The sequence below is a fragment of the Hyphomonas adhaerens MHS-3 genome, assembly GCF_000685235.1.
Lineage (GTDB): Bacteria > Pseudomonadota > Alphaproteobacteria > Caulobacterales > Hyphomonadaceae > Hyphomonas > Hyphomonas adhaerens.
Genome location: NZ_ARYH01000003.1, coordinates 390,846 through 403,072 on the forward strand (window position 1 = coordinate 390,846; position 12,227 = coordinate 403,072).

General features: G+C 61.9%; 10 protein-coding genes. 6 read left to right on the forward strand and 4 right to left on the reverse strand.

What is annotated here, in order from left to right:
• The first annotated feature begins 58 nt into the window (after positions 1-58).
• Positions 59-3,115, forward strand: coding sequence for an excinuclease ABC subunit UvrA (gene uvrA, locus HAD_RS16170; RefSeq protein WP_035573489.1), 3,057 nt, complete (start codon positions 59-61; stop codon positions 3,113-3,115).
• Between the two features lie 16 nt (positions 3,116-3,131).
• Here uvrA and HAD_RS16175 read toward each other — a convergent pair whose 3' ends face one another.
• Genes HAD_RS16175 through HAD_RS16185 form a run of 3 tightly spaced genes read right to left on the reverse strand, consistent with a single transcriptional unit; the run spans position 3,132 to position 5,934 of the window.
• Positions 3,132-4,076, reverse strand: a complete 945-nt coding sequence (locus HAD_RS16175; RefSeq protein WP_035573491.1) for a hypothetical protein — start codon at positions 4,074-4,076, stop codon at positions 3,132-3,134.
• Positions 4,077-4,087: 11 nt separating this feature from the next.
• The gene (locus HAD_RS16180; protein ID WP_035573493.1) at positions 4,088-5,062 is read right to left on the reverse strand and encodes a hypothetical protein; all 975 of its coding nucleotides are present in this window, start codon (positions 5,060-5,062) and stop codon (positions 4,088-4,090) included.
• Positions 5,063-5,115: 53 nt separating this feature from the next.
• Positions 5,116-5,934, reverse strand: coding sequence for a hypothetical protein (locus HAD_RS16185; protein WP_156942312.1), 819 nt, complete (start codon positions 5,932-5,934; stop codon positions 5,116-5,118).
• Between the two features lie 78 nt (positions 5,935-6,012).
• On the opposite strand from HAD_RS16185, the gene trmFO reads away from it, so the two are divergent.
• On the forward strand, positions 6,013-7,416 hold the full coding sequence (gene trmFO, locus HAD_RS16190) for a methylenetetrahydrofolate--tRNA-(uracil(54)-C(5))-methyltransferase (FADH(2)-oxidizing) TrmFO (protein ID WP_035573497.1): 1,404 nt from the start codon (positions 6,013-6,015) through the stop codon (positions 7,414-7,416).
• Positions 7,417-7,421: 5 nt separating this feature from the next.
• A complete protein-coding gene (locus HAD_RS16195) occupies positions 7,422-8,399 on the forward strand; it encodes an NAD-dependent epimerase/dehydratase family protein (protein ID WP_035573499.1) in 978 nt (325 codons plus the stop codon).
• Here the strand turns inward: HAD_RS16195 and HAD_RS18225 are convergent.
• Entirely contained in the window at positions 8,396-9,046 is a 651-nt protein-coding gene (locus HAD_RS18225) for a squalene/phytoene synthase family protein (RefSeq protein ID WP_162177532.1), read from the reverse strand. The genes HAD_RS16195 and HAD_RS18225 overlap by 4 nt on opposite strands.
• A gap of 64 nt (positions 9,047-9,110) precedes the next feature.
• On the opposite strand from HAD_RS18225, the gene HAD_RS16205 reads away from it, so the two are divergent.
• From HAD_RS16205 to HAD_RS16215, 3 genes are all read left to right on the forward strand, one after another.
• Positions 9,111-9,719: a superoxide dismutase gene (locus HAD_RS16205; protein WP_035573501.1), complete on the forward strand. Its 609-nt coding sequence runs from the start codon at positions 9,111-9,113 to the stop codon at positions 9,717-9,719.
• A 186-nt stretch (positions 9,720-9,905) separates the two neighbouring features.
• Positions 9,906-10,436, forward strand: a complete 531-nt coding sequence (locus tag HAD_RS16210; RefSeq protein WP_156942313.1) for a hypothetical protein — start codon at positions 9,906-9,908, stop codon at positions 10,434-10,436.
• 182 nt (positions 10,437-10,618) lie between these two features.
• Complete coding sequence (locus tag HAD_RS16215; protein ID WP_035573505.1) at positions 10,619-12,196, forward strand: DEAD/DEAH box helicase; 1,578 nt, start codon at positions 10,619-10,621, stop codon at positions 12,194-12,196.
• Positions 12,197-12,227: the final 31 nt, after the last annotated feature.

Consider the following 12,227-nt stretch of genomic DNA (forward strand, 5'->3'; position numbering starts at 1 on the left):
CCGTTCGCAGACGTAACGAGCAAACAGCCCGAAAGTCCTCGCCCCGAAAGTCTCCATCATGGCCGAGTCCCCCTTCATCCGCGTTCGCGGCGCCAAGGAACACAATCTCAAGAACATCGACGTGGACATTCCCCGCGGCGAGTTGGTGGTGATGACCGGCCTGTCGGGGTCGGGAAAGTCCTCGCTGGCGTTCGACACGATCTATGCCGAAGGCCAGCGCCGCTATGTCGAGAGCCTGTCCGCCTATGCGCGCCAGTTCCTGGAACTGATGCAGAAGCCGGATGTCGAGAGCATCGAGGGTCTCTCGCCCGCCATTTCGATCGAGCAGAAGACGACCAGCCGCAATCCGCGCTCCACCGTCGGCACGGTGACAGAGATCTATGACTATATGCGCCTTCTCTGGGCGCGTGTCGGCGTCCCCTATTCCCCGGCGACGGGCCTGCCCATCGAGAGCCAGACCATCAGCCAGATGGTGGACCGTACGCTGGACCTGCCGGAAGGCTCACGCCTTTACCTGCTGGCGCCGATCGTCCGTGGCCGGAAGGGGGAATACCGCAAGGAATTCGCCGAACTTCTCAAGAATGGCTACCAGCGCGTAAAAGTGGACGGGGAGTTCTACGAACTCGAAAGCCCCCCCAAGCTGGACAAGAAATACAAGCACGACATCGACGTCGTGGTGGACCGGATTGTCGTTCGCGAGGGCATGGAACAGCGCCTTGCCGAAAGCTTCGAAACGGCGCTCAGCCTCGCAGACGGCATCACCATCGCGGAATTTGCCGACAAGGCGGATGACGAAAAAGAGCCGCGCCGCGTCACCTTCAGCGCCAATTTCGCCTGCCCGGTCTCAGGTTTCACCATTCCGGAAATCGAGCCGCGCCTGTTCTCGTTCAACAACCCGTTCGGCGCCTGCCCGACTTGCGACGGGCTCGGCCAACAGCTGAAAATCGATGCCGGTCTTGTCGTGCCGGACAAGGATCTGGACCTGATGAATGGCGCCATCGCGCCTTGGGCCAAATCAACCTCGCCTTATCAGACCCAGACACTACAGGCCCTGGCGGATCATTACGGGTTTGACCTCAAAAGCCCGTGGAACAAGCTGTCAAAGACCGTGCAGGATGTCATCCTTTTCGGCACGGGCGAGGAAGAGATCGACTTCGTCTACGATGACGGCATGCGCCGCTATGAAGTGACGAAGACGTTCGAAGGCGTCGTCCCGAACCTGGAACGCCGCTATCGCGAAACCGACAGCCAGTGGGTGCGTGAAGAGATCGGCAAATTCCAGGCGGCTGCGCCCTGCCCGGCATGTGGTGGAAAACGCCTGAAACCCGAAGCGCTGGCCGTGAAGATTGCCGGGCTCGATATTTCCGATGCCGGACAATTCTCGATCCGCGAAGCCGGTGAATGGTTCGCCGTCGCGCACAAGACGCTGACCAAACAGCAGAACCAGATCGCGTCGCGCATCCTGAAGGAAATCAATGATCGCCTGATCTTCCTGAACGATGTCGGCCTCGACTATCTCAGCCTCTCGCGCGCTTCCGGCACATTGTCGGGCGGGGAAAGCCAGCGGATCCGGCTGGCGAGCCAGATCGGCTCCGGCCTGACCGGCGTGCTCTATGTGCTGGACGAGCCCAGCATCGGCCTGCACCAGCGCGACAATGAACGCCTGCTGGAAACGCTGAAACGCCTGCGCGATCTCGGCAATTCCGTCATTGTCGTGGAGCACGATGAAGACGCCATCCTCACAGCGGACCATGTGATCGACATGGGTCCGCGCGCCGGGGTTCATGGCGGAGAAATCATTGCAGAAGGCACACCCGCCGACATCCTGAAATGCAAGGAAAGTCTGACGGCAGACTATTTGAACGGCACGCGGGAAATCGCCATCCCCAAGCGCCGCCCGGTGGAGAAGGTCAAACGCAAGGTCACCCTGAAAGGCGCAACGGGCAACAACCTCAAAAATGTCAATGCAACCATCCCGCTGGGCAGCTTTACCTGCGTGACGGGTGTGTCCGGCGGCGGCAAGTCCACCCTGATCATCGAGACCCTCTACAAGGCACTGGCGCGCAAGCTGAACGGGGCCTCCAGCCCGCCGCTGCCTTATGAGAGCATTCAGGGCCTCGAACACCTCGACAAGGTCATCGACATCGACCAGAGCCCGATCGGGCGCACGCCGCGTTCGAACCCGGCCACCTATACCGGCGCCTTCGGCCCGATCCGCGACTGGTATGCCGGCCTGCCAGAAGCCAAGGCGCGCGGCTATGCACCAGGGCGGTTCAGCTTCAACGTCAAAGGCGGCCGCTGTGAAGCCTGTGAAGGCGACGGTGTCATCAAGATCGAAATGCACTTCCTGCCGGACGTCTACGTCACCTGCGAAACCTGCAAGGGCCAGCGCTACAATCGCGAGACGCTGGAAGTGAAGTTCAAAGGCAAGTCGATTGCCGATGTGCTGGACATGACGGTGGAAGACGGGGCGAAATTCTTCTCGGCCGTCCCCGCCATCTCCAATAAGCTGGAAACGCTGAACCGTGTTGGCCTCGGCTACATCAAGGTCGGCCAGCAGGCGACGACCCTGTCCGGCGGCGAGGCGCAACGCGTCAAGCTGGCCAAGGAACTGTCGAAACGCGCAACCGGCCGCACGCTGTACATTCTGGACGAGCCGACCACGGGCCTTCACTTCGAAGACGTGCGCAAGCTTCTGGAAGTGCTGCATGAGCTGGTGGATGGCGGCAATACGGTGCTGGTGATCGAGCACAATCTGGATGTGGTAAAAACAGCCGACTGGGTGCTGGATATCGGTCCGGAAGGCGGCGACGGGGGCGGTCAGCTGATCGCAGCCGGGACGCCTGAAGATATCGCGGCCTCAAAGGAAAGCTGGACCGGGCGCTTCCTGGCCGAAACCTTCCGCCGGCAGGATGAACGCCGTGCGGCGCGCAACAAGCGGGCGAAACCGGTCGCGGCCGCCAAGAAGACAAGCAGCAAGGCTACGGCGAAGAAACCAACTGGCGCCAAACCTGCAGCCAAAAAACCCGCTGCCAAGCAACCCGCCGCGAAGAAAGCCCCCGCGAAAACACCTGCCAAGGGCCGCAAAACGAAGGCGGCCAGTTCCGCCAAATAGTGGAGAGGGTTCCCGCCTAGTCGAACTCACCGATCGTGCCCGCACTGACCCATTCCGGATCGGTGCGCGCGGCAAGAGCGGCCGGCCCACTGAAAATGTGCATCAGCGTGGATTGCGCAACGCTGAAGGCGAGCACGACAACCAGCATCGGCGCCCAGAACATGGGGGACGCGACCGCGCCGACAATTGCGCCGTCTGCCGCGTCGCCGTCCATCAGGCCGGGCACCTGCGCTGACAGCAGGCCAATGCCAAGCGCCGCAAGGAGCAGATAGAACAGGATCAGCACCACGATGGCGATCAGACCGAGCACAATCCACGATCCGACAATCGTCCATCCCTTGCCCCGGGTGACGCGCCAGGACTCAAAGAAACGGATCTGCCGGTCTCTCACCGTCAGGGCGGCCGCAGCAGAAAGACGCGCGGAAAGCCACAGGACGAGCAGGATATAGCCAAGCATCAGAACGATGCCGAGCAGCACCGCCAGACCGATTCCATCCGATCCAATCGCCAAACCGGCCAGCACGGGTATCAGCAAGGTCACCGCAAACCCGATATACATGCCGATGAACAGCGCAATCCAGATCAGGCCGACAAGCAGCAAGCGCCCTTCATCGGCGCTGATCCGCAATCCGAACCCTTCCCCACGCATATATCGGCGCTGGTTGGCCCCCTCGAAAGCGACCCAGAGCAGAATACCGAGCGGCATCACCAGAAGACCGCTCAATGACGTGCCGACGGAAATGTTTTTCAGGTCTTCAGCATAGCGATCCAGATCCCCGCCGCCGGCAAACATCTGGACGTACGCCTCATAGATTGGCCATTGCAGGATGATCGAGACGGCCTGCACCAGACACGCCAGCACAGCGTAGGCCAGAGCGAACTTCCACAGGAAGCCTGCCGGTCCCCCGGTCTTCGTGAAATGGGTCACGGCATTTCCGAAACTGAATTGTACCGTGTTCATGTGCCTGCGCCTTAATCGAATTCCGCCAGATTGAGCGTCTGATCGACACTGCCGCGCGGATCATGCCGCGCTGCGAAGGCCGCCGGTCCGTTCACAAAGTGCATCAGCAAGCCTGACATGAAGTAGCGCAAGAATGTGTAGATCAGCAGCCCCACGACCACCCCGGGCGTAAACAGGCTTTTCAGTCCGGATAAATCGTCCACTAAACTCGCGGAATTCATGAAAAGGGGCATCACCAGCATTTCCAGAATGGTTGAGACGAAGCCAACCGCCATGCCGCCAATGATCGCGAGGATGAGGTACGCCCCGAGGATCGGCCAGAACCGGCCGCGAGACGCAATCCATGCATCGCCGAAGGCAATTTTGCCTTCCTTCAGGGTCATGGCGAACACGGGCGCAAACCGCGTCGCAAAGAAGATATAGACCGGCAAAGTCAGCAGGAAGAACACCGAAACGATACCAGCACGGCCCAGCATGGACATTGCCAGCTGCTCCTCGGTGATGTCCCCGTGATAGAAATCCGTGATCAGGCTGAAGGCGGGCAGCATCACGAGCAGCGGCAGGACATAAATGACTGAAAGCGCGAGAAACCAGACAAGGCCGGCCCCCATCATCCGCACCTCGTCGGGGCCGAAACGGATCGAAAAGTCCTCATCCCGGATATACCGCCGCTGGGTGGCGGTCATGAACATGGCCCAGACAACCAGGCTGGCGCCCCCGCCCACGATCGCCGTTGGCAGCAGGCTGCTGAACAAGTTGGACATCGCCCCGAAGATCACAGCCGGATCATCAATCCCGGATTGATCCAGCTGCTCTACCGTCTCAATGAAACCGAGCAGCGTGTCTTTCACCAGCCAGAAAAACAAGGCCGACAGCGCCGTGCTGACTCCGGCAAAAGCCAAGGCGTATTTCCAGGGGAAGGTCCGCACATATGCCGCGCGGAACCCGAACATCAACGCACCGTCGAACGTGAACTGGCTTGCCATGTTGCATCCCTCGCTTGACCCCTGAGGCGGGAAACTAAGCCGGTTTCGGGCGCTTAGGCAACGCTGGCGGGGGGATGCATGGCCCGCAATGCCGCCACGGCCAGGCCATGGCCCGCCAGGATAAACGGTACCTGCAGCAACAGGCCGCTGACCCCGGTCGCAAACACGGCAATCTCTCCCTGACCGGCCGCATTGACGATGACGAGGTTGACGACATAGCCCACCAGGAACGGCAGGACATGCGTGGCGAGGCTCGCCGCACCGAAGCGCACCACGTCCCCCTTCGTCCAGCGCCAGGTGCGGAACACCATGACCCGCCCTGTCTGGACCGTTGCGGCCCCGGCCATCAAAAGGCGCAAGGCCAGAAAGGCCAGTCCGCCAAGCCCGGCGGCATAGACGATGGAGAGCGCCCAGCCATAGGGCGTCGACATCATGCCCGCCAGCGCAGCCGGAATCTGCTGGTCCGCCCCTTCGGCTGCCAGATCCACCAGACCGGACAATTGCAACATCACGACGCCGAAAATGCCGACAAAGAAAAAGACAAAAAAACCAATGAAGAAGAAGGCGAGATAGATGGCGAGGTTCATATGCATCAAGGCCATGAAGGCCCCTTTGGCATCCGGAATCATCGCCCGGTAGATCATCAGGGACGCCTGCACCCCTGCCAGGAAAAAGACGACCAGCGCGGCCAGCGCCAGCATCGTCCCGCCGGCGCCAGTGGTCAGCGCCCATTTGTAGAAACCGCCCATCAGCGCCAGCAGGGCCAGCCATGGCAGGCCCGGCAGGGCGGCCTGGGCCGCAAGGCGCCAGGCCTGCCCAATCAGATCCGGAATGGACGGCGACGCCGCCGGGGATGACGTATTTGAATCCATGCAGAATGCCATACCGCTCCCGGGCGCAGCCGCAAACCCCGTCTTGACGGAACCGACCGGCCTGCGCATGTCCCGCTCATGAGCATCAAACCTATCCATATCATCGGCGGCGGCATGGCCGGATCGGAAGCGGCCTGGCAGGCGGCAAATGCCGGCGTGCCGGTCATCCTGCACGAAATGCGCGGCGTAAAAGGCACGGAAGCCCACCAGACGGACAAACTGGCCGAGCTTGTCTGTTCGAACTCGTTCCGCTCCGACGATCATACGGCAAACGCCGTCGGCGTGCTTCACGAAGAGATGCGCCGCGCGAACGGGGTGATCATTTCCACCGCGGCAGAACACCAGGTGCCCGCGGGCAGCGCGCTGGCGGTCGACCGGGAGGGGTTTGCCGAAGCGGTCACCGCAAAACTCGAAGCCCACCCGAACGTGACCATTGTCCGCGAAGAAATTGCCGGCATCCCGCCGGAAGACTGGGACAGCGTGATCGTCGCCACCGGCCCGCTGACATCCATTCCGCTGGCCGAGGCAATTCATGCCCACACGGGCGAGGATGATCTCGCCTTCTTCGACGCCATCGCTCCGATCATCTATTTCGACAGCATCGACATGTCGAAAGCCTGGCGCCAGAGCCGGTATGACAAGCCGGGGCCCGGCGGCGACACGGCGGCCTATATCAACTGTCCGCTGACGGAAGAGCAATATAACGCCTTCATCGACGCGCTGATCGCGGGCGAGAAGACCGAATTCCGCGACTGGGAAAAGGACACGCCCTATTTCGAAGGCTGCCTGCCCATCGAAGTCATGGCGGAACGGGGCCGGGAGACGCTGCGCTTCGGCCCGATGAAGCCGGTTGGCCTGACCAATCCGCACCAGCCGGACGTGAAGGCCCACGCCATCGTCCAGCTGCGCCAGGACAATGCCCTCGGCACGCTGTGGAACATGGTCGGGTTCCAGACCAAGCTGAAATACGGCGCACAGACCGACATCTTCCGCATGATCCCCGGTCTTGAGAAGGCCGAGTTCGCGCGCCTCGGCGGCATCCACCGCAACACGTTCCTGAACTCACCCAAGCTGCTCGACGCCCAGCTGCGCATGAAATCCATGCCGCGCCTGCGCTTTGCCGGACAGGTCACCGGCGTGGAAGGCTATGTCGAGAGTGCGGCCATGGGCCTGCTCGCCGGACGCTTCGCCGCCGCAGAACGCCTCGGCCGTACGCTGGACGCGCCGCCGCCGACAACGGCGCTCGGCGCGCTCGTCACGCACATCACGGGCGGCCACCTCGAAGGCAAACAGACCTTCCAGCCGATGAACGTCAATTTCGGACTCTTCCCGGATATCGCCGAATTCCCGAAGACCGACGAAAACGGCAAGCGCCTGCGCGGCAAGGCGAAAGGCCGGGCCAAGAAAGGCGCCCAGGCGGCGCGCGCGTTAAGCGATATCGATGCGTGGCTGGCCGGGCAGAGCCTCGTCGCAGCGGAGTAGCGGCAATGCGGCTGCTGCTAACCGGATCCACTGGCTGGCTGGGCCGCCATCTTGCCCCACGGCTGGCCGCTCTCGGCCATGAAGTTACCGGGCTGGACGTCGCGCCCGGTCCGCACACACAGGTGACCGGAAGCGTGGCCGACCGGGCCCTGATCGACCAGATCTTCAGCAATCGCGGCATTGAGGCCGTGATCCATGCCGGCGCCCTGCACAAGCCAGACATCGCCCGCTTCCCGGCCCGCGCCTTTATCGACACCAATGTCACCGGCACACTGAACCTGCTGGAGGCCGCCGTCGCCGCCGGGCACGACCGGTTTGTGATGACATCCACCACATCCCTGATGATCTCACAGGCCGTGCGCGACGAGGTCAGCGAAGAAGCCGTCTGGATGGATGAGACTTACGCGCCGCTGGCGCCTCGCAACATCTATGGCGTCACCAAGCTTGCCGCCGAGTCTCTGTGCCGCCAGGTCCATGGCGAGACGGGCCTTGGCGTCGTCATCCTGCGCACCTCGCGGTTCTTCCCGGAAGACGACGACACCCACAGCGACCCGCCACCAGAGAACCTGAAAGCCATCGAATTCCTGCACCGCCGTCTGACGGTGGAAGACGCCGCCGAAGCGCATGTCGTCGCGCTGGAGAAAGCCGTGGAGATCGGCTTCGGCCTCTATATCGCCTCAGCGCCCACACCTTTCACGCGCGAAGATTGTGCGGCGTTGAAGGCCGACGCTGCTGGAGTGGTGGCAAGGTATTTCCCGGAAGCACCTGACCTCTTCGCCAGAAAAGGCTGGAAACTCCCCGCCTCCATCGGCCGGGTCTATGATGCCGCGCGGATGGAACGCGATCTCGGCTTCCGCTGCCGTACGGATTTCGCCGCGATCCTGAACGCCCTGAAATCTGGTGACCCGATGCCCTTCGCCCATGACGGCGGCTTCGTCTCACCCAGCACGCTGGGCGCGTCGCTGATCACGGGTGGCGCCTAGACCTGCCCGGTCCGGATCGCTTTCAGGATGCTGAGGCGTTTGGTGACGGCGTCCGGTTCGCCTTTTTCGCTGTAATGCTTGCGCAGGCGGTAATGGGCGACGGCCGGGCGGATGGATTTCGGGACGGGCTTCACATGCGGGCCGAAGGCTTTCGTTTCTGACCGCCGCAGCGCGGCATAGGCCGGCGCGACATCGCGGATTTCCTCGGCCCAGTCATGATGGGATGTCAGCATGCTCGCCGCGATGAGGGCGAGCCAGGCTTCCGGCTCCTTGCTGCGGTCTTCCGCCACAAAGGCGGCTTCATACCCATCGACCAGCCTTTGCAGCGCAGCGGGCTTCAGCTGACCAGCCGCCGTTTGCTCCGCAATGGCGAGGCAGACATCATGCTCGCGCGGTGTTTTTCCCTCTTCCAGCTCAGTCAGCGCTTCGCGCCACCACTGGAACCGGATCAGACCCAGCGTCTCTTCAGAGACGGCGAGCCGCACCCGGGCCAGTTCATAGGCGAGCGCATAGAGGGCTGTCAGGGCCTGACGCTGGGCCGAAGGCGCGTACCGGCTGGAGATCCAGCGGTCCTCATCAACCTTACGGACCCGCTTGTCGATTGCGGCCCACTGTGTTTTGGAAAGGGGGTTGGTAGTATTCGGCATGGAACCCATATGTCGGATGACGCGCTTATCTACCAGATACATACCTGCAAGAAAGGAATTCCAGATGGCATTCACACTTCCCGATCTTCCCTATGGGCGCGATGCTTTGGCGCCACACATTTCCGAACAGACCCTGAACTTCCACTATGGCAAGCACCATCAGGCCTATGTGACCAACCTGAACGGCCTGATCGAGGGCACGGACCTCGAAAGCAAGTCGCTTGAGGAAATCGTCAAAATCGCAGCGGCCGATGCATCTAAAGCCGGCATGTTCAACAATGCCGCACAGGTGTGGAACCACACCTTCTACTGGCACTCGATGAAACCCGGCGGCGGCGGCAAGCCGCACGGCAAGGCTGCAGAACTGATCGACCGTGACCTCGGCGGCTATGACGAGTTCGTCAAAGCGTTCAAGGCGGCTGGCGGCACGCAGTTCGGCTCGGGCTGGGCCTGGCTGGTCCTGAAAGATGGCAAGCTGGCCATCACCAAGACGCCGAACGCCGAAACCCCGCTGACGGAAGATGGCACCACCCCGCTCCTGACCATGGATGTGTGGGAACACGCCTACTATCTCGACTACCAGAACTCCCGTCCGAACTATATGGACACCTTCCTGACGAGCCTGGTGAACTGGGACTTCGTGAACCAGAACCTCGCTGACGCGGGCGCATAATTACGGTAGGGTCTCTGCGGCAAAAGTCGTGGGGACCCGACCATGTTCTGTACGCAGTGCGGCCGGAAATTCGGCGAAACGGACAGATTTTGCGCCCAATGCGGCGCACCGAGAGCCGGATCTGAAACGGATACCGTGCCATCCTCCTTGGATTCAGTCGATCCCGCCCTTGATTGGCGCGCCTCCATGGTCCCGCGTGAAATCATGGGGCATCCCGAGGTGCGCGCCCGGATCGAAGCGGTGACGGGGGAGAACCCCAAGGGCATGTCGGCCGAACAGTTTTACGAGTTTGCCCGCCCGGTCATGCTCATCACGGGGGCCGGCCCAGCTCCGCCGCTCAAACTCATCAAGGACATCTCCCTGCCGATCTCGGCAAAGCTGGGCATGAAAACCAGCCGGGATGTCACACAGGGCTTCCGCAATACGTTTGGCGAAACCCTGGCCGCCGTCCTCTGCTCACTCGCCAGCCGGAGCCAGCCGCTGGAAGACATCACCGACGCGACCAATGGATGTATCATCCGCTCGAAGATGCTGTCCTCCATCTGGTCCTGGGAAGGTGACCTGAACATCACATTGGAAGTCCGCGAGGAAGGCACCCTGATGACGGCGGCGATCACTGTGCCGGGACAACTTTCCGACATGGGCCAATCCAAACGGGTGCTGAAGTCGCTGGTCGAAGATGTCATGAAATACCGGGACATGACCGCCGGGGGCTAACTCCCGGTCCTGAACGCAGCCCCTTCACGTCAAGCCCAAAATACACTATGTGCAGCGCACAAGACGCTCCGGGCATGGAAAGCGCCCGGTCCGCGGAACGCACATTACAGTGCGGAAAGCGGAATGTTGGCGGCCATTCGGGCCGCACCGGGTAACAACTTCCATCCTAGGAACGACACACATTGACTGAAACGACATTCGCCGACCTCGGGCTTGCCCCGAACATCCTCAAAGCCCTGGACGAGTCGGGCTACAAGACCCCGACCCCCATTCAGGCCGAAGCCATCCCGCATGTTCTCAGTGGCGGCGACGTCACCGGCATCGCCCAGACCGGCACCGGCAAGACGGCCGCTTTCGTGCTGCCGATGATCCACCGCCTGTCGAAAGGCCGCGCCCGTGCCCGCATGCCGCGCTGCCTCATTCTCTGCCCGACGCGCGAACTCGCTGCACAGGTTGCCGAGAGTTTCGAGAAATATGGCAAACACCTGAAGCTGACCATGGCGCTGTTGATCGGCGGCGTGAGCTTCAAGGAACAGGAAGGCCTGCTGCAACGCGGCGTCGACGTCCTGATCGCCACGCCGGGCCGCCTGCTCGACCAGTTCGATCGCGGCAAGCTGCTGCTGATGGGCGTGGAATACTTCATCATCGACGAAGCCGACCGCATGCTCGACATGGGCTTTATCCCGGACATCGAAAAGATCTGCTCCAAGCTGCCGCCGCGCCGCCAGACACTGCTGTTCTCCGCGACCTTCCCGACCGATATTCAGCGCCTGGCGAAAACCTTTCAGCGCGATCCGGTGAAGATCGAAGTCGCCCGGCCCACGGATGCGGCGACCACGATCAGCCAGCATGTCGTCCACCTGCCGACCGACGGGGCGAAGGCCAAGCGCACAGCGCTGCGCCGCGTCATTGAATCGCGCGATGTGAAAAACGGGATCGTCTTCTGCAACCGCAAGGTCGAAGTCGATATTGTCGCCGCGTCCCTGACCAAACACGGGCACGATGCCGCGCCGATTCACGGCGACCTGCCCCAGTCCGTCCGGACGGAAACGCTTCAGAGATTCCGGGACGGGGACCTGAAACTCCTGGTGGCTTCCGATGTTGCGGCCCGCGGGCTCGATATTCCGGATGTCGGCCATGTGTTCAACTATGGTCCGCCGCCGAAAGATGAAGACTACATCCACCGGGTCGGCCGGACCGGCCGCGCCGGGCGCACAGGCGAAAGCTTCACCCTGGTCTCGCCGGTCGATGAGAAATCCTGGGGCTTTGTCCTCAAGATGCTCAAGCAGGATGTCGAAGAGTACATGCCGGAAGGCCTGCTCGAAGAGCTTGAAAACCTGCCGCCGGAAGAAAAAACCGGACGCGGACGCCGTGGCAGCAGCCGCGATAGCGGACGCAGCCGTGGAGGCCGCAGCGAACGTTCCCCGCGCGGCGCACGCGGCCGTAGCCGGCAGGAAGAACCAGAAGCTGAGAGCGAAACCGCTGTCGCCAAACCGCCGGAAGACACCGCGCGCGAAGACACGCCGGCTAAGGCTGAAAAGCCTGTAAAAGCCGAGAAGCCTGCTAAAACGGAGAAGGCCGAAAAGCCTGAGAAGCCGGAGAAGGCTGAAAAGAGCGAGAAGCCCAAGCGGGAACGCGCCGAGCGCAAGGAAAAGCCGACGCGGGACCGCAAGCGCAAGGATGATGATCTGATCCTCGACCCGGCACCGGAAAAGGTGAAAGGCTTCGGCAACGACATCCCGGCCTTCCTGAAACGCTAAATTTCCAGCCGATCAAAAAAAGCCCCTCATC

Bases quoted from the DNA above. Each gene is read 5' to 3' on its own strand.
- uvrA (WP_035573489.1), top strand. From the start codon at position 59: ATGGCCGAGTCCCCCTTCATCCGCGTTCGCGGCGCCAAGGAACACAAT.
- HAD_RS16175 (WP_035573491.1), bottom strand. From the start codon at position 4,076: ATGAACACGGTACAATTCAGTTTCGGAAATGCCGTGACCCATTTCACG.
- HAD_RS16180 (WP_035573493.1), bottom strand. From the start codon at position 5,062: ATGGCAAGCCAGTTCACGTTCGACGGTGCGTTGATGTTCGGGTTCCGC.
- HAD_RS16185 (WP_156942312.1), bottom strand. From the start codon at position 5,934: ATGGATTCAAATACGTCATCCCCGGCGGCGTCGCCGTCCATTCCGGAT.
- trmFO (WP_035573497.1), top strand. From the start codon at position 6,013: ATGAGCATCAAACCTATCCATATCATCGGCGGCGGCATGGCCGGATCG.
- HAD_RS16195 (WP_035573499.1), top strand. From the start codon at position 7,422: ATGCGGCTGCTGCTAACCGGATCCACTGGCTGGCTGGGCCGCCATCTT.
- HAD_RS18225 (WP_162177532.1), bottom strand. From the start codon at position 9,046: ATGCCGAATACTACCAACCCCCTTTCCAAAACACAGTGGGCCGCAATC.
- HAD_RS16205 (WP_035573501.1), top strand. From the start codon at position 9,111: ATGGCATTCACACTTCCCGATCTTCCCTATGGGCGCGATGCTTTGGCG.
- HAD_RS16210 (WP_156942313.1), top strand. From the start codon at position 9,906: ATGGTCCCGCGTGAAATCATGGGGCATCCCGAGGTGCGCGCCCGGATC.